We start from the raw sequence: 24244 nt of genomic DNA, 5'->3' as shown, positions 1-24244 counted from the left end.
TCCTGAACCAACAACAATGAATGCCCAGGAGGCTCCCCATGCAAGATCTGTTTCCCGCTGACGGCTGGCTCGTCCTGCTGCCCACCGTCGTTGTTCTACTGCTCGCGCTATGGAGTCGGCGGGCCCTGGAACCGCTGGTGGCAGGCGCCTTCGTCGGCGCTCTGCTGATTCAGCCGACCGGTGCACTGTCTACCCTGGCAGACAGCCTGTTGACGGTACTTACCGACGAGGACGTGGCCTGGGTCATCGCGGTGTGCGGCCTGATGGGGTCGATCATCGCGCTGCTGCTGAAGTCCGGGGCCTCCCGCTCCTTCGCCCACAGCCTGCTGCGTTTCATCACCAACAAGCCGAGGGCGCTGCTGGGCTGCTGGTTCATGGGTATCGTGCTGTTCGTTGACGACTACCTCAACTCCCTGGCCGTCGGTACCTCGATGCGTCAGGTGACGGACCGCTTCAAGACATCTCGCGAAATGCTGGCCTATGTCATCGACTCCACCGCCGCCCCGGTCAGCGTGCTGATCCCCATCTCGACCTGGGCAGTGTTCTTTGGTGCGTTGATCGAGAAGAACGGCCTGGCCCCCGACGGACAGGGCGTGTGGGAGTACATCCAAGCGATTCCCTTCATGTTCTATCCGTGGATTGCCGTGGCCATGGTGCCGCTGGTCGCCTATGGCAAGATTCCCCTGTTTGGCCCGATGAAGAAAGCCGAGCTGCGCGCCCAGAATGAGGGACTGTGCGTGCCGCCTGGGGCTGAGCATATCGATGACGAGATCGGGCACCTGGAGGCCAAGCACCAGACTCGCAGCAGCATCTGGATGTTCCTGCTGCCGATGGCTTCCCTGGCGTTCTTTACCTGGTACTTCGACCTCGACTTCCTGATGGGCATCTTCGTCACCCTGGCCGGCATGATTGTCGCCTTCATCGGCCTCAAGAAGCTGTCACCGGGGGAAACCTTCGACAATATCCTGGAGGGCTTCAAGTCGATGCTGGATGCCCTGGCGGTGCTGGTTGCCGCCTTCATGTTCAATGACGTCAACACCACGCTTGGCTTGAATGAATACATCATCACCACGGTCGAGCCACTGATCAACGCCCAGATTCTGCCCTTTGTCATCTTTGCGCTGATGGGTTTCGTGTCGTTTGCCACGGGCTCCAACTGGGGGGTGTTCGTCATCATCCTGCCCATCGTCACGACGCTCGGGCATAACCTCGGCGCTGACATGACGCTGGTGATCGGGGCCACCCTGTCAGCCAGTACCTTCGGCAGCCACGCCTGCTTCTACTCGGATGCCACGGTACTGACCGCTCAGGCGAGTGGCTGCACGCCCTTCCAGCATGCCTTCACCCAGTTGCCCTACGCCGCACTGGCGGGCATGCTGGCCGGCCTTCTCTATCTGGCACTGGGGTTCATGTGACGACACCATCTCCCACCAGTTTCTGGTCCGGCGCTCTTGAGGGAGCGCCACATCACCCACCGCTCGAGACCCATGCCAAGGCCGACGTGGTGATCATCGGGGGAGGCTTCAGCGGGCTATGGACGGCCTACTACCTCAAGACGCTGTCCCCGGACATGGATATTCGCGTGCTGGAAGCGCGCCATGTGGGGCACGGAGCCTCGGGCCGCAATGGCGGCTGGGCCATCGGCAGCCTGGCCGGACTGGGACGCCATCTGACGGGGCACTCCACCGAGCAGAGACAGGCCCTGTGCGACCTGCTGGCCGACAATGTCGATGCCATCGGCGCGACCCTCACCCAGGAAGGGATAGATGCCGACTTCCACAAGGGCGGCGCGCTCTATGTGGCTGCCCGTTACCCCGCACAGGAGGCGCTGCAACGGGACTACCGCGAGCACATGCTGGCACTCGGCCATCGGGCCGAGGACTGTCAGTGGCTGACGGCGGAGGAACTCGAGACCAAGGCGCGCTTCCAGCGGCCCTTTGGCGCCCTCTTTCACCGCCAGGTCGCCAGTCTTCACCCCGGCAAGCTGCTGCGTGGACTGGCACAGCGCCTGACCGACATGGGCGTGACGCTGCACGAGCACAGCCCGGTGGACCAGATTGACGGTGGCCGTGTGACCACATCCCGCGGCAGCGTGACCGCGGCGATGACGGTAGTGGCCACCGAAGGCTACAACACCCTGCCACAGCTGCGCCCCCACCTGGTGCCGGTGTCCAGCCTGGTGATTGCCACCGAGCCGCTCAGCGCGGCCCAGTGGGAGGCCATCGGACTGCATGATCGCCCCACCTTCGCCGACGCCAGCCGCCTGATCAACTACGGTCACCGCAGCCGCGACGGCCGACTGATCTTCGGCGCCCGGGGGCACTATCCCTACAAGGCACTGCCACGCCACCAGACCGCCATCAGCAGCGCTGACATTGCCATGCGCAAGGCACTACTGCAGTCGCTGTTTCCTGATCTTGGCGAGGTGACCATCAGCCACGGCTGGGGGGGAACCCTCGGCCTCTCGCGCAGTTTTCGCCCCCACGCCATCATGGATCGTCGCGAGGGCATCGCCACCCTGGGGGGCTATGCCGGTGAAGGCGTGGCCGCCAGCCACCTGATGGCCCGCTCGCTGGCGGAGCGGATACTCACGCTGGATACGCCACGTACCAGGGCACCTTGGGTCTGTGACGGCGCATTAACCTCGCTGCTCAAGCGCTGGGAGCCAGAGCCGCTGCGCTGGCTCGGCGCCAAAGGCATTACTCTGACCTACGCCGCCGAGGAGGCGCTGCTGGCCAGACAGCGCCATCTCCCCTTGCTAAGCCCCGCTCTCGCTCGACTCAACGATACCTTTGCCTCGTTGATCGAGTAGTTCCGACAGGAGAACCCCATGCTGATCATCCACAGTGACGCTACTCGCCACCGTCGTACCAGGACGGAGCTGTTTGCCGGGCAGCTCGTTGCCCCCTTCGAGTGTCCTGAACGAGTGGACTACATCATCGACCGGGCCAGGGCCGAACAGCTGGGCGAGATCAGGCCGCCAGACAGCCATGGGCTCGAGCCGGTACTGGCCATTCATGACAAGGGATACATCGACTTCCTGAAGGTCGCCTGGCGCGATTGGCAGGCGGCCGGCTACGAAGGGGAAGCGATCCCCAACATCTGGCCCACTCGGCGAATGCCCGGCGGCCCCATTCCTCGCCATATCGAAGGGCGCCTGGGCTACTACGCGCTGGCCGGCGAGACCTCGTTGACCGCAGAGACCTTCGAAGCCGCACTGCTGAGCAAGGACATTGCCCTGACCGCACTGGATCATGTGCTTGCTCACGGCGAGCCAGCCTTCGCGCTGTGTCGTCCTCCCGGTCACCATGCCGCCCGCGACCAGTACGGTGGCTACTGCTTTATCAATAACGTGGCGGTTGCCGCGCAGCAGGCACGCCATCGCGGATGTGAGCGGGTGGCCATTCTCGATATCGACTTTCACCACGGCAACGGCACGCAGGATATCTTCTACGAGCGCAGCGACGTGATGACGCTGTCGCTACATGGGGATCCCATGGACGAGTTCCCCTATTTCCTCGGCTTTGCCAACGAAACGGGGCACGGCGAAGGCAGCGGCTTCAACGTCAACTACCCGCTGCCTAGCGGCACCGACTTCCCCAGCTGGCTGCAGGCGCTGGAGGATGCCACCGGCAAGGTACGCCACTTTTCCCCGGAGTTGTTGATCATCGCCCTTGGCGTGGACACCTTCGAAAACGACCCGATCAGCTCCTTTACCCTCAAAAGCGAGGATTATCTGGAGATCGGTGCGCGAATCAAGCGCCTGGGCCTGCCGACCCTGTTCGTCATGGAAGGCGGCTATGCCGTGGAGGAAATTGGCATCAACGCGGTGAACGTGCTGAAAGGCTTCGATGCCGCATAGCGCGATAGCCCAAGGCAGAGACGTAAGGAAGCTTTCAGGAAAGAGGACGCGGAGGACATTCGACCCTGTCCTGTACGCCGGGGCGCAACGCTAACGACTTTCGCGCGCCTCCGGCGGCGCCTCACAAAGCATTCTGCATACTATGTGAATAATGACAGAACAGTGACATGCATCGTCAGTCGGTTGCCACTGACAACGCCAGCCTCCACACGGACCGGTGTCGCCAGAACACCCAAGGATGCCCTCACCTACGCGCCAAACCGCCCCGAGCTCTATCGTTCCGGTTCTATGCGCTCTGGTTCAGTGCGCTCTGGTCCTATGCGCTCTAGTCCTATGCGCTCTGGTCCCATATGGCCCAGGCCAATGGCACTGCGAGTGTGCGTCAAGGACCGGCGACTCAACTTCCTGCACCTCTACTCCGGAACATCGACACCGTCACGATCACACTCCCAAGTAACAACACACGTAGAAGCACAAGCCTCCACAACAGCAATGACAACAGGATCCGGCTTATGACACAGCAACGCTCCTCCAGCCTTCCCGAAGCCCATGACGGCCAGGACAGTGGGCTCAAGCGCATTCTCGGCCTGCCCGCCCTGGTCTTCTTCGGCCTGGCTTACATGGTCCCGCTGACCGTCTTTACGACCTACGGCGTGGTCACCGACATGACCGCGGGCCATGTCCCCATGGCCTACATCGTCACCCTGGCAGCCATGTTCTTCACCGCCTATAGCTACGGCAAGATGGTCGAGCACTATCCCACCGCTGGCTCTGCCTATACCTACACGCGCCGCTCCTTCGGCGGACGCGTCGGCTTCATGGTCGGCTGGGCACTGCTGCTCGACTACATCTTTCTGCCGATGATCAATTACCTGGTCATCGGCATCTACATGAAAGAATACTTTCCGGCTGTCGACCAGCATGTCTGGGTGCTGGGCGCCATCGTGGCCGTCACAGCGCTGAATATCCTCGGCATCAAGCTGGTGGCCAAGATGAACCTGATCATCATCGCCTTCCAGTTCGTGTTTCTGGCGACCTTCATCGCCATATCGCTGAAGGTGATCGGCAGCGGCGAGACACCCTCGCTGCTGGCCCCCTTCCACAGCGAAAGCCTCCAGTGGGCCAGCGTGATTGGCGGCGCTGCCATCCTGTGCCTGTCCTTCCTCGGCTTCGATGCGGTATCGACACTGTGTGAAGAAACCCGAGAGCCCAAGCGGGATATTCCGCGCGCCATCATGCTGTGCACGCTGATCGGTGGCGGCCTGTTCATCCTCGCCTCCTACGTGGGCCACCTGGTCTTCCCGGACTACCAGAGCTTCGGCAGTGTCGATTCGGCCGCCGTCGACGTGATGCGCCGCGCCGGCGGCAGTTTCCTGGTGACCTTCTTCACCGCCGCCTATGTCGCTGGCTGCTTTGCCTCGGCCATGGCGGCCCAGGCCAGCGTCTCGCGCATCCTGTTCGCCATGGGACGCGACAAGGTGCTGCCCAAGGTATTCGGCAAGGTCAGCCAGCGCTACGGCACGCCGCTGGGTTCTACCCTGATCGTCGGTGGAATCTCGATGATGGCGCTGGTCATCAGCCTTGAGCTCGCCGCCACCATGATCAGCTTCGGTGCGCTGGTGGCGTTCTCCTTCGTCAACCTGTCGGTGATCAAGCACTACCTGGTGGACGAGCACCTGCTGCAGCCCAGGAACCTGCTGCGTTACGGCGTCATGCCCAGCGTCGGCTTCCTGTTGACCATCTGGCTATGGTCGAGCCTTTCAGCGCATACCTTCCAGGTGGGCTTGACCTGGGTGGCGGTGGGCTTTGCCTACCTGCTTTACCTGACCCGCATGTTCAAGCATGACGTGCCGGACCTGGAGCTGAAGGAGAACTGAGAGGTTGTCGAGAGGTTTTTGAGAGAGGGCTGAGAAAGCGCTGCCGGCGAACCGAGAGCGCGCAGACAGAACCAGGAAAGGGCTAAGCGTGCCCGAGTTCTGCCTATCACCAGCCGGTCCTGCCTTAGCCAGCCCTGCCTTGGACAGTCCTGTCTTGGCAAGATGCCGACATCCTGGGATGTCGGCATCTTGCGTTCGAGCCATCCCTGCAGACCCTGCCTGATCGCGCATTCAGGCATCGCAGCGGCCATTTATCTCAGGGTTATCGTGACCGAGCACAGACTTGCCCGCCCGGCGCCATCTCCTGCCCTACCGTGACTAATGTGCATTGATCGCGTGCACACCAGGGCCCAGGCCACCCCGCCTTGGACCGCCTCCCTCTAGGGTGACGATGATGGAGAACCACGCTCATGACACTTCGCCTGAACACACTGTTACGCCCCCTGTCGTCGCTGGCTTTCCCCTCACGTTGGCGCGAGCCGTTGTCTTTTTCACCTCACTCCCTCGCGCCACTCCTGCTCCTCAGCCTGACACCATGGTCAAACTGCCTCGCCTCAGACACGATCTACGTGGTGACCAACAAGGCCGAAGGCAATACGGTTGCCGCCTTTCGGGCCGATAACACGACCCCGCTGAGCCTGGTGGCAGAGTACGCCACCGGCGGCCTTGGGACCGGCGACCTGGAGATTCCCGCCCTCGAGAAGAATCCCCAGCACCCACTCGCCAACGGCGACGATCCACTGATCTCCGCCAATGCCCTCGCCGCTGCGGCGGATGGCACCTGGCTGATCGTCGTCAACCCGGGCGACGGCACGCTTAGCCTGATGAATCGAGAGAAAGACGGCAGCCTCCAGGCGGTCAATAGCGAGCCAGCCTCGGATCGCTTTCCCGTGTCGGTGGCTATCCACGACGAGCTGATTGCGGTAGCCAGCGTCGGCAACAGCAACCAGGCCGGCTCCATCGCGCTCTATCGCCATACCCCCGAAGGCCTGGCCGCCGTCGACGGCAGTCGCCGAGATTTGGGCGCTCGCCCCTCGACCATCGGCTTTTCCAGCTCCGGAGACGTTGTCATCGTCAACGAGCTGGTGAGCGGAAAGATCCACAGCTTTGCCGCCAGTCCCGACGGGTTGTCCGCCGAGCCCGTTGCCACGGTAGACAGTCCACGCTCGCCTCAGGATCGCTTTCAGGCCATCCCGGTGGGCTTTGCTGTCGGCAAGGGCGACCCCGGAGACCTCATACTCATGTCAGAGGCCCGCTTCCTGACCCCGGAGTTCGGTCTGCGTGAAGACCCCAACCGGGTTCCGCAGAGCCCCCTGTATAGCTGGCAGACCAGCTCGGTATCGAGCTACGTACTGGACAAGCACGGCAAACTCACCCTGAAAACGGGCGATGCCCTCACCGGGGAAGCCATGGAAGGAGGTGAAATTGCCAACTGCTGGGTGGCGCTCAACGCAGGCGGCGACACCCTCTTTACGGCCAACGCCCTGTCTAGCTCGATCAGCCGCTACCATGTCGACCCTGATGGCAGCGTCACCCTGGAGGACGCCACCGCCTACAAGGACGATGGCGAGCTCCTGTTCTTCTCCGACATGGCATTGAATCCTGCCGGAGACTCACTCTACCAACTGGTAGGCAATACCGGAGAGGTGCTGGCTTTCGACGTTGCCGAAGATGGCAGCCTGTCCCTGCGTGACCGCTCAGGCGGACTGCCTACCCTCGGTACTTACGGCTTGGTGGTACTGGAAGACGGGTGATCCGTGAGTCTGACGCTGCTGGCCCGCGGGGGCCAGCCAGCGCATGTCGCTTACTGGAAGTGCAAGTTCAAGCGACCGATCTGGTAGAGGTCGTGCAGGTAGACATCGAGCTTGTAGACCAGGTGAGTCGCGACGATCAGCCCGACGATCAGCGCCAGCAGCACCGCCGGCTCGTTGGCCCAGGCCAGAGCGGGTGATGCCAGCTGGTACCCCACGGTGTAGATCGCCAATCCCCCAAGTGCCAGCACTGACAGGCACAGCACGGTAATCACCAGGATCATCAGCCCGCGAATATCCCGCGCAGGAGGCGTTGTCTTCCAGCGGGCAAGATGGCGCACCATGATGCTGCCATTGGTCACAATCTGCCGACGCCGCCGGAGCAACTGCGCCGCATTGACCGGCTCTCCTTCCCGAGCAAAGGCGGCGAGCACGACCCGGGGGTCGAGTCGATCCCCCAGGCGCGAGCGCACCGCCGCCTCGAATGCCGTGCGGTCCCCGCCTTCCCTTACCTGACGAGCCAGCTCCGATAACTCCGCCAGCCCCTCTTCATCCAACCCCGGACGCTTCTCGAAGTCGGCGAAGTGCTGTTCATAGTAGATGTAATACACCTGATAGATCGACAGCAGAACGGCGAGATAGATCGCCACGTACAGGGCAATGGAAGACATCGGGATTCCTCAGTGGATGGCAGACCCGGCCAAGACAGCCTCGCGATGGGCCGTGATGGTCCAAAGATTCACATTATGAGAATCAATCCAGCCAGGCGGAATTGGCTATTTTGCCGCACCTAGACCTGGCACCTGGCACCTAGACCAAGCACCTCGCACCCTTCGACCGCTCGTTCGACATCCCATTATAGAGAGGCACGGCACCCTTTACGCAAAAGCCCCCGCCGGCAGACCGACGGGGGCTTTCGCAACACTGCGAGCGGGACGAGCGCGCTACAGCGCTCGCCCAGGCTCTCTTCACTCGGGCAGCTTGTAGGCCATCACATAGTCACCGATGGTAGTACCGATGGAGCCGTGGCCACCTGCGACCAACACGACCATCTGCTCACCCTTGCTATTGAGGTAGGTCATCGGCGTGGCCTGGCCACCGGCCGGCAGACGCGACTCCCACAGCTGCTCTCCCGTCGTCAGATCGTAAGCGCGGAAGTAGTCATCCACGGCCGCCGCCAGAAACGCCACGCCGCCATCGGTGATCACCGGGCCACCGATGCCAGGCACCCCCATCTTGAAGGGCAGCGGCAACGCGGTCATATCCTCGATGGTGCCATTCTTGTGCTGCCAGGCCACCTCGCCGGTGCGCAGGTCGGTGCCCGCCACATAGCCCCAGGGAGGCTGCTGACAAGGTACACCCAGCGGCGACAGGAACGGCTTCATTTCTACCGCGTAGTCCGCCCCGGCGTTTTCATTAAGTCCTTGCTCGCCCTGGTTGGTCTCGCCAAGGTCGGCACCTTCCTTCGGCACCAGGGTGCTGGTGAAGGCGAGATACAGCGGCATGCCGAACATGACCTGACGCTTCGGATCCACCGCGACGCTGCCCCAGTTGAAGACACCGAAGTTACCGGGGAACACGATGGTGCCCTGCTCTGACGGAGGCGTGTACTGCCCTTCATAGCGCAGCGAACGGAACTGGATGCGACAGATCATCTGGTCGACCAGTGTACCGCCCCACATGTCTGCCTCGCGCAGCGTCGGCGGACGGAAGTTGAGCGCCGACTTGGGCTGGGTCGGGGCCGCAAAGTCACCCTCGATGGTGCCCTGAGGGGCCGGCTCTTCGGTGATCGGGAAGATCGGTTCGCCCGTAGCACGGTTCAATACATACACATCACCTTGCTTGGTCGGTACCACCAGGGCCGGTTGCATGCCCTCGTCGGTGTACAGATCGACCAGGCTCGGCTGCGCCGGCGTGTCCATATCCCACAGATCGTGGTGGACGAACTGCTGCACCCACTCGACCTCACCGCTGTCGAGACGCAGTGCCACCACGGAGGTGGCGTACGTCTCTTCCGCCTCGCTGCGGAACTGGCCCAGCTGATCGGGCGTGCGGTTACCCATGGGGAAGTAGATCAGGCCCAGCTCTTCATCGGCACTGGCCACCGACCAGCTGTTGGGCGAGCTGGTGGCGTAGGTCTCATCTTCGGCGATCGGCGCGGTCTCCTGTGGATTACCGGAATCCCAGTTCCAACGCAGTTCACCGGTCCTGGCATCGTAGGCACGGATGACACCGGAGGGTGAGTTGACCGCATAGTTGTCGTTGACCGCGCCGGCGACCACCACCAGGCCATTGGCCACTACGGGGGGTGAGGTGGAGTAATAGAAGCCAGACTGCTTGAACGGCATATTGTGCATCAGATCCAGCTCACCGTTATCGGCGAAGTTCTCGCACAGTGCACCGGTCGCCGGATCCACCGCCAGCAGGCGAGCATCAGAGGTCGGCATGAACAGTTGAGCATCGCACTGAATTGGCTCAAGAGACTCGGAAGGAGCGTCCATCACCGCCACATCCAGAGCATCTTCATCTCCGCTGGCTGGCGGCAGATAGGAAACGCCACGACAGGTCTGGTGTTGACGCGAACTTTCCGCCGGAACCTTGGCGTCGTACTGCCACAGCTTCTCACCGCTATCGGCATCGAGTGCTACCAGCCAGTTATGAGGCGTGCACAGGAAAAGGCCATTGCCGATCTTCAGCGGCGTGGCTTCGTAGGTGGTCTCTCCAACATCGTCAGGGCCCTTGAGGTCTCCCGTCTGATATTGCCAGGCCAGCTCCAGGTCTCCCACGTTCTCGGGGGTGATCTGGTTCAGCGGCGAATAACGCTGACCAAGATTGTTACGCCCGTAGGCATGCCAGCTGGCCTCGGGAGAGTCGCCCAGATCAGGAGACTGCACGACCTCGTCTTCATTGAGACGGCCGTCGATGCGGTGAGCATCCACCGCGATGCTGCCCAGCAGGCCGACACCCAGAATGGCCCATACCGGCAGCAGCACCGCCGTACCAACTCGCTTGCCGGCACGAGGGGGCCACAGCAGCGGAATGGCCAGCAGCATCAGCAGGCCCATACGCGTCGCGAGGGGCCACCAGTCATAGCCCGACTCCCACAGCGCCCACACGGCAGTCGCCACCAGCAGACCGGCAAACAACAGCTGAGCCTGTACTCTACGGCGACGCAGCATGACGCCAACCGCCAGCAGGACGGCACCTGAGAGAGCGTAATACCAGCTTCCGCCCAGGGTGATCAGCCAGGCGCCACCCCCCAGGAGCGATAGCCCCACCAAGGCGAAGATGAGGGAAACAATGATCATGATCCAAGGTCCTTGCGCTGAATCGTGTAAGTGGGCAGCATGTTAATTGATTAGCGTGAAAATTAACATGCCAGGTCCACTACACAGTGTAGGCGCGGACGCTGACAAAGGAGTCAGTCAATGACGTCTTTTCTGTCATGCCTGACGGCTAACTCGCATCTCCGGTCGTCCACATGGCCCCGTCATCCTGCATTGACATCCGCTTTCATCCACCGTCATCACCTATCGTCAACCCCCATCAACACCAGCTTTCGCGCCGCTGGGGCCTGTCTCCCATGGATGCCAGCCTCGCCCCGAGGGCGTTCATCGCTGGCTGCCGCCCTTCATAACCGGCCCTCAGGCAGGTCATGGCCCACTTGGGCAGGTCATCGCTCAACCGATAGTAAACCCACTGGCCTTCGCGACGATCGGCCAGTAAACCACAGCGACGCAATTCGGCCAGGTGCCGGGACACCTTGGGCTGGGAGAGCTGGAGGACGGCGGTCATTTCGCAGACACACAGCTCGCCCTCAGCAAGCAGCAGCAACATCACCGACAGACGGGTTTCCTCCGACAGACATTTGTAGAGGCTAAGGGGATCAAGCGACGTCATCCTTTCTCCTGATGGCTAATGCGGTCCAGAACACGCTCCTTTCAGGCGCTGATGTCGGTGATACGTGCATGACGGTCAGCGATGTGCCCATCGCTGGCATGGGGCTACGCTCGGCCTCTGAAGCGCGCCCGACCACGCCCGATCATGCCGCGGCCACGCCTGCCGTATTGCCTCTGTCAGGCAGCGCCAAGGCCATCAAGGCGCTGGCCAGTACCAGTGCCGCCGCTACCCACAGGCAGGCCGAAAGCCCCTGCACCTGGTACAGCCAGCCCGACAACAGCGTACCCAACAGACGGCCCATGGCGTTAGCCATGTAGTAGAAGCCCACGTCCATGGAGGCGCCGTCGGCCCGGGCGTAATGCACGATGAGATAACTGTGCCAACTTGAGTTGATGGCAAACAACACACCGAACAGCAGCAATCCAGCGACCAGCCAGCCCACCTGGGCCAGCGGCAGCAGCGCCAGCACAGCAGTCAAAGCTGCCAGCACCAGGGCCCACAGCACCGTTGTCCAGCGCTGCCCAAGGGTCACCATCCTCGTCAACCGGGGTGCCTGGGTCTGCACCCCGCCATAACCGATCACCCAGATGGCCAGCAAGCCCCCTACGGTCCAGTGACTCCAGCCATGCTGATCGTACAAAAACACCGGCAAGGCCACCACAAACCACACGTCACGAGCGGCAAACAGACAGAGACGCGCCGCCGACAGCACGTTGATGGCGCGGGAGGCAGAGAATATCTCGGTGAACTTTGGCTTGCGCGTCGAGCGCCCCAGGTCGGCCTTTAGCCTGAGCAGCGACAGCCCCAGCACGGCAAGTAACACCACTGCCATGGTGCTCACCGCGCCGCGAAAACCGATGAGCGTCAACAGCACTCCCCCCAGGAAGAAGCCTGCCCCCTTCAACGCGTTCTTGGACCCGGTCAGCAGCGCCACCCAGCGATACAGGGCAGAGTCGCTGTCCCCCTGCCCTGCCGGCACCAGCACCTTGACCGCACTCTTGGCACTCATCTTGTTGAGGTCCTTGGCGATGCCTGACAGAGCCTGAGCCGCCATCACCCAGGCAACGGTCAAGGCGCTTGAAGGCACCATCAACATGGCCAACGCCACGATCTGGAGCCCCAGACCAAGATTCATCGTGCGATTGAGCCCAAGGCGAGCGCCCAGCCAGCCCCCCACCAGGTTGGTCACCACGCCGAAGGCCTCGTAGAACAAGAACAGCAGGGCGACTTCCAGAGGCGAATATCCGAGCTGGTGAAAGTGCAACACCACCAGCATGCGCAGGGCGCCGTCGGTCACGGTAAAGGCCCAGTAGTTGCCGGTGATCAGCAGATACTGGCGAACCTCGAACGGCAGCGCTCTCAGCCGAGACAGCAGCGAATCAGCCACGTCCCACCTTCAAGGCAAGCTCCGCGGTGCGGTTGGCGTATCCCCACTCGTTGTCGTACCAGGCGTAGAGCTTCAGCTGGGTGCCGTTGACCACCATGGTCGACAGCGCATCAATGATCGAGCTGCGCGGGTCGGTGCGATAGTCGATGGACACCAGAGGCTTCTCTTCATACCCCAGGATGCCTTTCAGCTGTCCCTCGGCCGCTTCCCTGAGTGCGTCGTTGACCTCCTCGACGGTCACCGCTCGCTCCAGCTCAAACACCATGTCCGTCAGCGAGGCATTGGCCAGCGGCACGCGAATGGCGTGCCCATTGAGCTTTCCTTCCAGCTCGGGAAAGATCGCGGTGATGGCCTTGGCCGAGCCCGTCGTGGTGGGGATCAGGCTCATGCCGCAGGCACGCGCCCGGCGCAGATCCTTATGAGGGGCGTCCAGAATCGTCTGGGTATTGGTGATGTCATGCACGGTGGTCATGCTGCCATGGCGAATGCCAAATCGCTCGAGCACCACCTTGACCACTGGCGCCAGGCAATTGGTGGTGCAGCTGGCCGCCGTCACAATGCGATGACGGTCCGCCTGGTACAGGTGATCATTGACGCCCATGACAACGTTGAGAACGCCCTGCTCCTTGACCGGCGCACTGACGACCACCCGCGCGACGCCCTGGGCGAGATAGGCGTCGAGCATGTCCCGCGTCTTGTGTTTGCCCGAGCACTCCACCACCACCTCGCAACCGGACCAGTCGGCTTGCTGGGGTGTCGGCGCGCGGCTGAAGGCCACCGGGCGTCCATCGAGACGCAATTCGTCTTCCTGCCCCAGGACCCCCGCACCCGGAGAGAAATGTCCATGTACCGAGTCGAATTCCAGTAGATGGGCAAAGGTCTCCGCATCCCCGCCCGGGTCATTGACCCTCACCAGGGTCACCTCGCCGCTGACAATGCGCGGCCACAGGCTGCGCACCACCAGCCGGCCAATACGGCCGAAGCCATTGATGCCGATCTTGAGTGTCATGGTAACTCCCCCCTTGTCATCATGAATCGTAACGCCGTACTGGCCTCCGATTGGATAACCTAGACCGCTGCATCATTGCGGCGTGTCACCGCAATAGCGGCCAATCGGTACGTTGGATATCGTCGTGTAGCCGCCAGCATATATGAAATTCCATATATACGAGACAAAGATGTCAATCCCATGAACGTTGTGCGTACCGTCGATATGACGGTGGCGCTTTCGCGCTGGGGATTGGAGTGAGGAGATCAAGGCGCCGAGAGGACTGAGAGGACTGAGAGGACCCAGAGGACCGAGAGGACCGAGAGGAACAAGAGAACCGAGAGAGCCAAGAAGGCCGAGAGAATAGGTGCCAGACAAGCATGACCTAGACTGCCCGAAAGCCTCCATCCGGAAGGCCTTCGGGCGTACGGTCGGGTGTGACGGTCAGACCGCCCTGGACGTGACAGCCTGCTCAAGACTGACGATACGGTCACAGCTCTTGGCCACCAGGGCCTCGTCGTGGCTGACCAGCAGCAGAGCGCAGTCACGCTCCTTGGCCAGCTCGACCAACAGCGCCACCGTCTCGCGCTGGGTCACCGGGTCAAGACGCGACGTCGGCTCGTCGGCAAACAGGAAGACGGGGTCCAGCAGCAGGGCACGCAGGATGGAAAAACGCTGAAGCTCTCCTCCCGACATTTCGCCTGGCCGGCGATCGAGCAACGCCGGCGCCAGCCCCAGTCGTTCAAGCATCGGGGCGACTCTTGCGCTGTCGAGGCGGTGCAGTCGGCACACGTCGTCGATCAGCGTGCCCATTGTCCAGAACGGTGCAAAGGCTGCAGGAGGATCCTGGTACAGCTTGAGAAAACGGCTCGGTTGCACCGAAGGATCACGCCAAAGCTCGCCCTCATCCGGTGCCACCAGCCCCAGCAGCACATCCCCCAGGCTGCTCTTGCCGCTGCCGCTGGGGCCGCTCACTCCGACGACGTCGCCTCGGCGAAACGCCAGATTCAGGTCCTTGAACAGCACGCGCCCCCCTCTCGACTTGCCCAAGGCACTGGCACTGAGGACGGCCCCCTGCGGCGGCGTGCACGAGAGCGTTGGAGCTGAGCGCTCGATGGCAGCCTGCTTGCGCTGCGGGTCGGTTGGCGCGGCTGTCGCTTCCGGCCAGCGTTCCGGCTGCGCCTCCATCAACTCGCGGCCATAGCCGCTGGTGGGTTGGCTCAGCACGCTATCGGCATCTCCTTGCTCCAGGCAGCGCCCCTTGCGCAGGATCATGACCTTGCCCCCGAGCTGACGCGCCACCTCGAAATCGTGGGTAATGGTCAGCAGCGCGCCATGGCTGCCCAACGCCTCCCGCAACAACGCCACCACCTCGTCACGACGGCCGCGATCCAGGCCCTTGGTCGGCTCATCGGCGATCACGATCGGGGCGTTACCGGTTCTCGCCGCAGCGAAGGCGGCACGCTGGGCCATGCCTCCCGACATCTGCATCGGCAGCCGCGCGTAGCTGTCCTCAAGCCCCAGATGGGCAAGATCTCGACGCGTGGCCTGCTCGGCCTCGACGGTCGTAAGTCCGCCGACGAGCCGATGCCCTTCACCGATCTGCTCGCCAATCGCCATGATCGGATCCAGCGCACTCCAGGGCTCCTGGGGCAGCATGGCCAGCCGACGCCCCCACCAGCGACGCCGCTCGGACAGTGGCAGGCTCAGGACATCCTGCTGATCCACCCACACCTCTCCCGACACCTCGAGACTGCCCGGCAGGTTACCCATCAAGGCCTGGGCCAGCAGGCTCTTGCCTGAACCGGTCTGGCCGATCAAGGTCAATGGCTCGCCGGCCTTCAGCGCAAACGAGATCGGCTCGAGCAGCACTTCCGGGGCATCCCCAGCGGTGGTGACGCACAGCTCCTTGACCGTCATCATGGTGCTCATTTCGGCTCCTCCCCTGCCAGCAGAATGAATCCCAGCACCATCAGGAACAGCGCCAGTACCGGCTGAGCCAGGGCCCAGGGCGCTTCCTGGTAGTACGGAAAGAGCTCGGTCATCATCAGCCCCAGCTCCGCCGTGGGTGGCCGCAGCCCGATGCTGACAAACCCCAGAGACGACACCGCCAGGATCGCGGTGGCCGCACCAAAGGCAGCCAGAGTCATGACCTGAGGCCGCAGTGCAGGCCACAGGTGACGGCGGAACAGATACACCCGACCGAACCCGAGCAGCCGTGAGGCCTGCACCTGCGGCGAGGCCATCAGGCCCTGGGTCACGCTGCGCACCAGGCGAAACACCTCGACCCACAGCACCAGTGAGATCCCCAGGTAAAGGGTCCAGAAGCTGCCAGGAGCAATGGCCGCCAACATCAGCACCAGCAGCAGGCCAGGCAAGGCCAGCACACAGTCGGCCAGGGCGCCGAGCAGACGATCGCTCCACCCTTGGCGCCAGCCGGCGGCCACGCCAAGCACCAGCCCGATCGTGACCGCGCTGGCCACGCTCAGAAACGCCAGGCCCAGCGACAGGCGGACCGCCTCGGCGGTGCGTGCCAGCAAGCTTCGCCCAAGGTGGTCCGTACCCAGCAGATGCAGAGCTCCCGGGGCGTCGAGAGTGTGCATCAAATCCTGAGCATAGGGATCAGCATCGCCCAGCAGCGGGACGCCCCAACCGAACAGCATCAGCCCGACCAGCAGGCACAACCCCAGCATCCGCGACGCCGGCAAACGACGACGGAGCGCCAGCAGCGGTGTCATGGGACCTTGTCTCGTCAATGTCTTCATGCCAGCCGCCTCCTCGGGTCCAGCAACAAGGTGGCGATATCCACCAGCGTGTTGAGCAGCACAAAGCCCAGGCCCAGCACCAGAGCGGTACCTTGAATCATCGGCACATCGCGAGCGACCACGGCATGGACCAGCGCATGACCGATGCCAGGCCAGGCAAACAGTGACTCGATCACCACCACGCCTTCGATCAGATACACCAGTTGCACGCCGAGAAACGCCACCACAGGGACACTCAGGTTGCGCAGGCCATGCCGGCGCAGGGTCTGCCACCCACTGAGTCCCTTGAGTCGTGAAAACGCGTAGTAGTCGGAGCCAGCGACATCGGCCATCGCGTTGCGCGCCACGCGGCTCGATACCGCGGCGAGACCAAGCCCCAGCGCCAACGACGGCAGCCACAGGTGGCTAAGGCTGCCGTGGCCAGCAGCGGGCAACCAGTGCAGGGTCAACGAGAACAGCACCACCAGTGCAATGCCGACGACAAAGGGCGGCAGCGAGCGCAGGCCAAGCGCCAGCGCCAGGCTGACTCGATCGAGCCAGCGCCCGGGGCGCAACCCGCTGGCCAGCCCCAGTGGCAGGCCCAGCACCAACGCCATGACCACCGCCGTCAGGGCAAGGGACAGGGAGTGGCCAAGCTGGTGAGACAGCTCCTGCACAACCGTTTCACCGCTGACCAGAGAGCGGCCAAGATCGAAGGAGGCAAGATCCATGAGCCACTGGAAATAGGCCGCCAGCGGTGACTGATCAAGGCCCAGCTCCTGCTGAACGGCCGCCGCGGCCTCGGCGTTGACCTGCTCATAGCCGTAGCGTCCTGCGGCAATCCGAAAGCTCATGTCGCCAGGCAGGGCCCGCGTCAACAGGTACGTCAGGCTCCCTACGACCCAGGCCACCAGCCCTGCTTGTACCAGTCGCTGTCCCAGCAGCGAGAGAATCGCTCTGCCCATCAAGCACCTCCCCGCAGTGGCCCAGCAAAGCGTATTGGATCGGCGAAGCGTGTCGGTTCGGCGAAGATCGAGACCGGGCCCAGCGACACGGCGGGCAGGTCAAGCGGTTTACTCACTATCACTGAGCCCACTCCAACTCGCTGATGCGATAGCTACGATCAAACGGATCCAGCTCGAACCCTTCAAGATCTGCGTTGACGGCGGCGGTCTGCACGTACCAGGCGATCGGAATCACTGGCAGCTCCCGATGCAGTACCTCAGCCGCCTGACCGGCAAGCGCTTCCCGGGTAGCGCCATCGGTGGCCGCCTGCATCTCGCCGAGCAGCTCGTCAAGGGTACGACTGGACCAATTCATCGCCCCCCAGTCTCCGCCGACTTGGCCTGAACTGTAGTCTTGGAGCATGATGGGCAAGGGATCGGGCACCAGACCGAAGTTGCGTGCCATCAGCCCCATGTCGAGACTGCCGTCATGGTGGCGGGAAGGAATCTCGCTGGAATTGGCGACATCCACGGTCACCTCGATCCCCACCTCTGCGAGCTGAGCCTGCAGCGCCGTAGCGATCAAGGGCAGCTCGGGGCGATCGGAGAAGGTCGTCAGCGTCAGCGCCAGCCTATCGCCGTCTCGAGTCAGAACGCCATCCTGACCTGGGGTCCAGCCATCCTCCGCCAGCAGCCGTCGCGCCTCGTCCAGGTCCTGCGTCAAGGGGGCAAGTCCGTCCAGATGCCAGCCCGCCACGCCCGGCGGCATCATCTGATTGGCCATGGCATCGTCACTGCGCAGAATGCCCCGAGCAATGCCCTCACGCTGGATCGCCATGCTGACGGCCCGACGCACCTCAGGGGAATCCAGGCCAGAACGCGCAGCGTTGAGCTTCAGCAACACGGTGCGAGGAATCGGCACCGCCATGACCTCGACGTTGGGCGCACGGCTCAGCCTCGCCTGACTGGCAGCATCCAGGGTCAGCACGATATCCGCATCGCCCGACTGTGCCATCAGCGAGCGTGTTTCACCTCGTGGCGCCGCCAGATAGCTGGCTTCGGCGATACTCGGTGGTTTTCCCCAGTACGCCTCGAAGCGAGTGGTGGTCAGGCGCTGTGGTGTCTCGACGGTCGCTACCTGGTAGGGGCCAGTGGCCACGTAGGCCACCACCCGCCCGTCCTGGTCATAGGCAGATGGCGCAAGAATCTGGGTGGAGTAATGACTCAGCAAGGCAGGTAGCGCGCCGTAGGGGGCATCCAACGTCAATACCAGCTCGTCTTCGTCGACAACCACCTGGCTGATGTTCGCCTGAGACAGCACCCCCGGCTCACCGAGAGTGCGCTCAAGGGACTGCGCCACGGTCTCCGGTGTCATGGGACTGCCATCATGAAACTCCACCCCCTGGCGCAGACGGAAGCGCCACTCGAGGCCGCTGTCATCGACCTGCCAGTCGGTGGCAAGGCCAGCGATCAACTCACCGTCAAGGGCAACATCGACCAGCGTCTCGCCCACCTCCATCCGGCCAAAGATATGGCCCGACTGGGTGGGCTCAATGCTGCCCACTTCCCAGGGAGCTACTACATCCACCCGGCCATCGGCCGCCTGAGCCGTGCTCAGCGCAGCCGCAGACAGGCTGGCGGCGAGCAAGCCTGAGGCCTTTCCGGCACTAGCCAGCATCTTGAGAACAGGCTTTCGCCCCTCCTTCCATCGTGAACTCCGCAGCATAAATGCGTCCTCTTCGTGTTTGCAGGCCAAAAATTTTCGCGATGTTATAACATTAAGAGGATTGACAGAAGTCCACGGTGAGATTTGTCCACGGGCACATAGCATCCAACGCAGCAGACGCCCCCTGGCGAACGCCCGAAGCAGCACAAGACTTCACATAGCAGGGCGTCTCGGGGAGCGCTAGGCTGAGGCACTACCCTCAACGATGACGGATAGCACATGAACCCCGGCCAGTTTCCACTGGACCAGTACCTCGACCGAGTGGGACTGACATCCAGCGCTTCCCCCACGGAAGACTTCCTGGCCGACATCCAGCGAGCCCAGGTGACCCACCTGCCCTTTGAAAACTTCGATATCTGCCTGGGCCGTGGCGTCGACGTCAGCACAGATGCCATCGTCCGCAAGCTGGTGCATCAGCCCCGGGGAGGTTACTGCTTCGAGCTCAACGGCCTGCTGCTGATGGCACTTCACGCCTGCGGGTTCCGCGCCCGAGCAATACTGGCGCGAGTCCACCTTTCAGGGGCTCCGACAGGGCGCAGCCACCAGTTGGCCCTGGTCTCGCTGGGCAAGCAGCAATGGCTGGTGGATACCGGCTTTGGCGCCAATACCCCCAGGGCGCCCATCCGCCTGGAGCCTGGCCTGACCCAACAGCACGGTGACCAGTCCCTGCGCCTGCTCGAGGACCCCCAGTTTGGAGTGATGCTGCAGTCACGGATCGATGGCCAGTGGGTGGACCTCTACAGTAGCGACCTGTCGACCGTCTGCGCCGGCGATATTCAGATCGCCAATCACTTCACCTCGACCTGGCCGGGACTGCATTTCACCACCTCACGGATGGCGTCCCTTGTCACTCAGGAGGGCTTGGTCACCCTGTCGAACTTCAACCTGCGGGAACATCGACACGGCATCCTTCACGAATCCACCGTGGCGGCTGGCGAGGACTACCTGTCCGCCTTGAGCCAACACTTTGGTATCGAGCTGGACGCTGAATACGAGGCCTTGGCGCCGTTACCGCCCTGAACCGACGCTGCTCATGTCCAGCAGGTGCGGTGGCACCCGGCCAAACCTCGCTGTCGTTTCCAGCACATTGTCCTTTATTCGGCGCACCTCCCTGTTTTTCATCACGCTGCCCCCTCGCAGCAGTCGCCAACGGGGGGCATTCCGTGTTGAACTATGCCCCGACCCTTTGTTTGCCAATGGATTTGGAAAGGAGCCTGCCTTCTATGTTCAATCGCCTCGCGTCCGGACTGCGTACCGCCGGTGCCCTCAGCCTGATGGCCCTGTCTCCCCTGGCCGCGGCCCAGAGCACCGGCAACGCCGGACCCGCCGTCAACACCGAGACGTTTCAGTCCTGGGAAGTCAATTGCCCGGTCAATCGTGCTGACGGCGCCTGCTCCATGACCCAGCTGGTCGATGGCGCCGACGGGGAGCCCGTCCTGCGCGTTGTTGTGGGTAACCCTGCGCAGCTGGATAGCTCCGCCATGACCTTCCTGGTGCCCCTGGGCGTGCGTCTGGCCCCCGGTCTGCAGCTCCAGGTCGACTCCAACCAGCCCGTTGGCATGCCGTATCAGGTCTGCGTGCCGCAGGGCTGCCGCGCCGATATTCCTCTCCAGCCGCAGCTGCTGAACCAGCTCAAGGCCGGTAACTCGGCGACCGTCAGCATCGTCAACCCGCGTGGACAGCGCCAGGATCTGAACGTGTCGCTGATGGGCTTCAGCGCCGCCAAGGACCGCGTCGACCAGAACTGATTGCCCGCCCCGATCTATGGGGCCAATCGATCGACACGGCACATCACTCTGGTGTCAGGGTGATGTGCCGGGCCACCCTCCCCGCTCGATCACTCCGTCGCGCTACGTCCGCCGCTGAGCGCATGCTTTTCCCCGACTTGCTGCGACCCCGTCGCGCGCTCGCCTTGCCATCTTCATGGCCCCTCCGCGCCCAGGCTCGTCGAACTTTCCTGAACATGGCGGTCATTGCGCCCTTTTTTTGAGCGAAAGTGGCACAAAACATCAGCGGAATCTTGCCTATCCTGTTCCTCTGGAGGCGTTGTCTGATCCCCTCCGTGACGCCTTAAAGAGGCGCCATTACTAGACGCCAAAAAAAGACGCCATAACAAGACGCCGAGGAGAAGACCGTGATTACCCTGACCATCAATGACGAGCAACACTCGCTGGATCTTCCTGAACAGATGCCTTTGCTGTGGGCGCTGCGTGATGTGGTCGCACTGACCGGCACCAGGTTCGGCTGCGGCATGGGCCTGTGCGGCGCCTGCACCGTACACCTGGATGGGGTGGCGGTGCGCTCCTGCGTCACCCCGTTGTCTGCTGCGGTGGACAAGCAGGTCACCACCATCGAAGCCATGGCCACCGATCCGGTCGGTCGCGAGGTACAGAAGGCATGGCTGGACGCAGGCGTCGCCCAGTGCGGCTATTGTCAGGCGGGCCAGATCATGAGCGCCACCGCGCTGCTCAAGGACAACGCCAGCCCCTCAGACGACGAGATCATCAGCGCCATGGGCGGCAACATCTGTCGTTGCGGTACCTATAACCGCATTCGCACGGCCATTCACCGGGCCGCCGACAGCGGCTCCCCTCAACAAGCAGCCCAGGCGTCTCGCAACGAGAGGGGGCAGGCATGAACCAGACCACCGCGACCCTGCTATTGGCCAACGTCTCGCGCCGCCGCTTTCTGCAAGGGCTGTCGGCAGGCACCGCCCTGGTACTGGCGGCTCGCTGGGACCTCGCCCTGTCCGCCGACGAGCAGCAATACGGCGCCGCCGCGATGCCCTACGGCTGGGTCGACAATCCCAATGTGTTTATCCAGATCGATGACGATGGCAGTGTCAGCGTGACCAACCACCGCGCCGAAATGGGACAGGGCATCCGCACCAGCCTGGTGATGGTGGCCGCCGACGAGCTGGGTGCCGACTGGCGCCGGGTCAAGGCCTTGCAGGCCCCGGGGGACTCCGAGCGATTTGGCAACCAGGACACCGACGGCTCGCGGAGCATGCGCCATTGGTTCGACCCCATGCGCCGGGCTGCAGCAGCGGCTCGCACCATGCTCGAACAGGCCGCGGCAGCACGCTGGGACGTTCCCCCGGACGAGTGCCGAGCAGGCGTCCATGTCGTGATCCACAGGCCCAGCGGTCGCGAACTTGGTTTCGGCGAGCTGGCCGCCGCCGCCCGCGAGCTGGACCTTCCCGCGCGGGATAGCCTCACCCTCAAGCCTGCCAGCGAGTGGCGATGGATAGGCAAGTCGATGGGGCCGAGCCACGATGGCGACCCTGACCAGCTCGAGCGCGCCCCCGCCGTTGACGGAGAAGATATCGTGACCGGCAAGGCCGTCTACGGCGGCGATGTCCGGCTGCCCGACATGGCCTATGCGGTGATCGCCCGGCCCACCGTGCTGGGCGCCAGGGTCGCCAGCGTCGACGACAGCGCCACCCTGGAGATCCCGGGTGTGATCAAGACCGTCACCCTCGACGGTACGTCACAGCCATCGGCCTTCCATCCCCTCGGCGGGGTCGGCGTCATTGCCAGCAACACCTGGGCCGCCATCGAAGGACGCAAGGCGCTCAAGATCGAGTGGGACACCGACGGCGTCGAGGCTAACGCCAGCTACGATACCGATCGCTATCGCCAGATGCTGGAGGAACGTGCCGGCTCCCCCGGCAAGGTGCTCAGGGCCAGCGGTGATATCGAGACGGCGCTGGCCGACACTGAGTCGCGCCACACTGCCACCTACTTCATGCCACACCTGGCCCACGCCACCATGGAGCCACCTGTGGCCATCGCCCGGGTCGTCGATGGAGCGGCCGACACCTGGGCTCCGGTACAGGATCCCCAGAGCGCCAGGGACGAAGTGGCCAGGCAGCTCGGCATCGACGGCGCCAACGTCAGTGTGCATCAGACGCTTCTGGGCGGCGGTTTTGGACGCAAGGCAAAGCCGGACTTCGTGGTCGAGGCCGCCCACCTGAGCCGCGCCCTCGACGGCCGTCCGGTGCAGCTCCAGTGGACCCGCGAGGACGATCTGCACCATACCTACTTCCACGCCCTGTCCGTCGACCGGCTTGAGGCCGGACTGGACGCCGACGGCAAGGTTCAGGGCTGGCGTCATCGCACGCTGGCGCCGACCATCATGTCGATCTTCAAGGAAGATCCCAAGTACAAGGCGACCTACGAACTCGGCATGGGCCTGACCCCGCTGCCCTTCGACATCCCCCACCTGTCACTGGAAAACGGTGAAGCGCCGGCCCACAAACGCATCGGCTGGTTCCGCTCGGTGGTCAACCTGCCCCACGCCTTCGCCATCCAGAGTTTCGTCGCTGAACTGGCCGCCAGTGCGGGTCGTGACCATCGCGATTACCTGCTGGAGTTGCTGGGCCCGGCACGCCAGATCGATCCCATGTCGGTCGGCGCCAGCTGGAACTATGGAGAGGACCCGGAACGCTACACCATCGACGTGGGACGCCTGCGTGGGGTCATTGAACGAGTGACAGAGGAAGCCGATTGGGGCAAGTCACTGCCCGAGGGACGCGGCCAGGGCCTGGCGGTGCACCACAGTTTCTGCTCCTACACGGCCATCGTGCTGGAGGTGGAGGTCAGCGAACAGGGCAGCGTCATCATTCATCAGGCCGACGTGGCCTTCGACTGTGGCCCCAGGGTCAACCCGGAGCGTATCCGCGCCCAGATGGAGGGATCGGTGGTCATGGGGATCGGCATTGGCCTGCTCAACGAGATCAGCGCCAGGGACGGACGTATCGAGCAGGACAACTTCCACCAGTATCTGCTGCCACGCCAGTCCAATGCGCCGCGGGACGTGCGAGTACATCTGGTGGACAACCCCGATGCGCCCATGGGCGGAGTGGGCGAGCCAGGCCTCCCACCGGTGGCTCCGGCGTTGACCAACGCCATCTTCGCCGCCAGCGGAAAGCGCATCAGGACCCTGCCCGTGGGCAACCAGTTGAAGGGCTGACAGCAACCTGAAGCGAGCCCCTTGCGCGGAAACTTCCAGAAAAAAGCGAGCGGCCAGACTACCTTTAAAGGGTCGCCTGGCGGCCTGCTTG

General features: G+C 63.2%; 18 protein-coding genes. 9 read left to right on the top strand and 9 right to left on the bottom strand.

The features are described from left to right. The first annotated feature begins 38 nt into the window (after positions 1 to 38). The 5 genes from KUV72_RS02690 to KUV72_RS02670 all read left to right on the top strand — a co-directional run bounded on the left by KUV72_RS02690 (position 39) and on the right by KUV72_RS02670 (position 7493). Positions 39 to 1415 carry a Na+/H+ antiporter NhaC family protein gene (locus KUV72_RS02690; protein ID WP_206942894.1) on the top strand — a complete coding sequence of 459 codons (1377 nt, stop codon included), beginning with the start codon at positions 39 to 41 and terminating at the stop codon, positions 1413 to 1415. Continuing rightward, the gene (locus tag KUV72_RS02685; RefSeq protein WP_222237340.1) at positions 1412 to 2812 is read left to right on the top strand and encodes an NAD(P)/FAD-dependent oxidoreductase; all 1401 of its coding nucleotides are present in this window, start codon (positions 1412 to 1414) and stop codon (positions 2810 to 2812) included. The genes KUV72_RS02690 and KUV72_RS02685 overlap by 4 nt, the downstream gene beginning before the upstream one ends. A gap of 18 nt (positions 2813 to 2830) precedes the next feature. Further along, the gene (locus KUV72_RS02680) at positions 2831 to 3862 is read left to right on the top strand and encodes a histone deacetylase family protein (protein WP_222237339.1); all 1032 of its coding nucleotides are present in this window, start codon (positions 2831 to 2833) and stop codon (positions 3860 to 3862) included. 512 nt (positions 3863 to 4374) lie between these two features. Then, the gene (locus tag KUV72_RS02675; protein WP_222237338.1) at positions 4375 to 5739 is read left to right on the top strand and encodes an APC family permease; all 1365 of its coding nucleotides are present in this window, start codon (positions 4375 to 4377) and stop codon (positions 5737 to 5739) included. 572 nt (positions 5740 to 6311) lie between these two features. Continuing rightward, entirely contained in the window at positions 6312 to 7493 is a 1182-nt protein-coding gene (locus KUV72_RS02670) for a lactonase family protein (protein ID WP_222237337.1), read from the top strand. A 50-nt stretch (positions 7494 to 7543) separates the two neighbouring features. Here KUV72_RS02670 and KUV72_RS02665 read toward each other — a convergent pair whose 3' ends face one another. From KUV72_RS02665 to KUV72_RS02625, 9 genes are all read right to left on the bottom strand, one after another. Further along, on the bottom strand, positions 7544 to 8161 hold the full coding sequence (locus KUV72_RS02665) for a hypothetical protein (protein ID WP_222237336.1): 618 nt from the start codon (positions 8159 to 8161) through the stop codon (positions 7544 to 7546). Positions 8162 to 8458: 297 nt separating this feature from the next. Then, positions 8459 to 10798: a glucose/quinate/shikimate family membrane-bound PQQ-dependent dehydrogenase gene (locus KUV72_RS02660; RefSeq protein ID WP_222237335.1), complete on the bottom strand. Its 2340-nt coding sequence runs from the start codon at positions 10796 to 10798 to the stop codon at positions 8459 to 8461. A gap of 238 nt (positions 10799 to 11036) precedes the next feature. Continuing rightward, a complete protein-coding gene (locus tag KUV72_RS02655; RefSeq protein ID WP_222237334.1) occupies positions 11037 to 11390 on the bottom strand; it encodes a metalloregulator ArsR/SmtB family transcription factor in 354 nt (117 codons plus the stop codon). A gap of 142 nt (positions 11391 to 11532) precedes the next feature. Continuing rightward, positions 11533 to 12777: an organoarsenical effux MFS transporter ArsJ gene (gene arsJ, locus KUV72_RS02650; protein WP_222237333.1), complete on the bottom strand. Its 1245-nt coding sequence runs from the start codon at positions 12775 to 12777 to the stop codon at positions 11533 to 11535. Next, on the bottom strand, positions 12770 to 13786 hold the full coding sequence (locus KUV72_RS02645; protein ID WP_222237332.1) for an ArsJ-associated glyceraldehyde-3-phosphate dehydrogenase: 1017 nt from the start codon (positions 13784 to 13786) through the stop codon (positions 12770 to 12772). Before KUV72_RS02645 ends, arsJ begins: the two co-directional genes overlap by 8 nt. A 423-nt stretch (positions 13787 to 14209) precedes the next feature. Next, a complete protein-coding gene (locus tag KUV72_RS02640) occupies positions 14210 to 15697 on the bottom strand; it encodes an ABC transporter ATP-binding protein (RefSeq protein ID WP_222237331.1) in 1488 nt (495 codons plus the stop codon). After that, on the bottom strand, positions 15694 to 16530 hold the full coding sequence (locus KUV72_RS02635) for an ABC transporter permease (RefSeq protein WP_261317294.1): 837 nt from the start codon (positions 16528 to 16530) through the stop codon (positions 15694 to 15696). The genes KUV72_RS02640 and KUV72_RS02635 overlap by 4 nt, the downstream gene beginning before the upstream one ends. Then, positions 16527 to 17474 carry an ABC transporter permease gene (locus tag KUV72_RS02630; RefSeq protein ID WP_222237330.1) on the bottom strand — a complete coding sequence of 316 codons (948 nt, stop codon included), beginning with the start codon at positions 17472 to 17474 and terminating at the stop codon, positions 16527 to 16529. The genes KUV72_RS02635 and KUV72_RS02630 overlap by 4 nt, the downstream gene beginning before the upstream one ends. 118 nt (positions 17475 to 17592) lie before the next feature. After that, positions 17593 to 19101, bottom strand: a complete 1509-nt coding sequence (locus KUV72_RS02625; RefSeq protein ID WP_261317293.1) for an ABC transporter substrate-binding protein — start codon at positions 19099 to 19101, stop codon at positions 17593 to 17595. Positions 19102 to 19398: 297 nt separating this feature from the next. On the opposite strand from KUV72_RS02625, the gene KUV72_RS02620 reads away from it, so the two are divergent. From KUV72_RS02620 to KUV72_RS02605, 4 genes are all read left to right on the top strand, one after another. Then, the gene (locus tag KUV72_RS02620) at positions 19399 to 20199 is read left to right on the top strand and encodes an arylamine N-acetyltransferase family protein (RefSeq protein ID WP_222161947.1); all 801 of its coding nucleotides are present in this window, start codon (positions 19399 to 19401) and stop codon (positions 20197 to 20199) included. A gap of 203 nt (positions 20200 to 20402) precedes the next feature. Beyond that, positions 20403 to 20927: an invasion associated locus B family protein gene (locus KUV72_RS02615; RefSeq protein ID WP_206942921.1), complete on the top strand. Its 525-nt coding sequence runs from the start codon at positions 20403 to 20405 to the stop codon at positions 20925 to 20927. 386 nt (positions 20928 to 21313) lie between these two features. Beyond that, positions 21314 to 21817: a (2Fe-2S)-binding protein gene (locus tag KUV72_RS02610; RefSeq protein WP_222237329.1), complete on the top strand. Its 504-nt coding sequence runs from the start codon at positions 21314 to 21316 to the stop codon at positions 21815 to 21817. Then, positions 21814 to 24153 carry a xanthine dehydrogenase family protein molybdopterin-binding subunit gene (locus KUV72_RS02605; protein WP_222237328.1) on the top strand — a complete coding sequence of 780 codons (2340 nt, stop codon included), beginning with the start codon at positions 21814 to 21816 and terminating at the stop codon, positions 24151 to 24153. The genes KUV72_RS02610 and KUV72_RS02605 overlap by 4 nt, the downstream gene beginning before the upstream one ends. Positions 24154 to 24244 lie beyond the last annotated feature (91 nt).

It is taken from the genome of Halomonas sp. DP4Y7-1 (assembly GCF_019800705.1).
Classification (GTDB): Bacteria; Pseudomonadota; Gammaproteobacteria; order Pseudomonadales; family Halomonadaceae; genus Halomonas; species Halomonas litopenaei_A.
Note: the sequence above shows the minus strand (reverse complement) of the source record. Positions and strands in the feature narration are given on the sequence as shown.

What these genes read in the sequence shown, in the direction of transcription:
- KUV72_RS02690 (WP_206942894.1), top strand. Translation starts at nt 39, where the DNA reads ATGCAAGATCTGTTTCCCGCTGACGGCTGGCTCGTCCTGCTGCCCACC.
- KUV72_RS02680 (WP_222237339.1), top strand. Translation starts at nt 2,831, where the DNA reads ATGCTGATCATCCACAGTGACGCTACTCGCCACCGTCGTACCAGGACG.
- KUV72_RS02675 (WP_222237338.1), top strand. Translation starts at nt 4,375, where the DNA reads ATGACACAGCAACGCTCCTCCAGCCTTCCCGAAGCCCATGACGGCCAG.
- KUV72_RS02665 (WP_222237336.1), bottom strand. Translation starts at nt 8,161, where the DNA reads ATGTCTTCCATTGCCCTGTACGTGGCGATCTATCTCGCCGTTCTGCTG.
- KUV72_RS02660 (WP_222237335.1), bottom strand. Translation starts at nt 10,798, where the DNA reads ATGATCATTGTTTCCCTCATCTTCGCCTTGGTGGGGCTATCGCTCCTG.
- KUV72_RS02655 (WP_222237334.1), bottom strand. Translation starts at nt 11,390, where the DNA reads ATGACGTCGCTTGATCCCCTTAGCCTCTACAAATGTCTGTCGGAGGAA.
- KUV72_RS02645 (WP_222237332.1), bottom strand. Translation starts at nt 13,786, where the DNA reads ATGACACTCAAGATCGGCATCAATGGCTTCGGCCGTATTGGCCGGCTG.
- KUV72_RS02640 (WP_222237331.1), bottom strand. Translation starts at nt 15,697, where the DNA reads ATGAGCACCATGATGACGGTCAAGGAGCTGTGCGTCACCACCGCTGGG.
- KUV72_RS02635 (WP_261317294.1), bottom strand. Translation starts at nt 16,530, where the DNA reads ATGAAGACATTGACGAGACAAGGTCCCATGACACCGCTGCTGGCGCTC.
- KUV72_RS02630 (WP_222237330.1), bottom strand. Translation starts at nt 17,474, where the DNA reads ATGGGCAGAGCGATTCTCTCGCTGCTGGGACAGCGACTGGTACAAGCA.
- KUV72_RS02620 (WP_222161947.1), top strand. Translation starts at nt 19,399, where the DNA reads ATGAACCCCGGCCAGTTTCCACTGGACCAGTACCTCGACCGAGTGGGA.
- KUV72_RS02615 (WP_206942921.1), top strand. Translation starts at nt 20,403, where the DNA reads ATGTTCAATCGCCTCGCGTCCGGACTGCGTACCGCCGGTGCCCTCAGC.
- KUV72_RS02605 (WP_222237328.1), top strand. Translation starts at nt 21,814, where the DNA reads ATGAACCAGACCACCGCGACCCTGCTATTGGCCAACGTCTCGCGCCGC.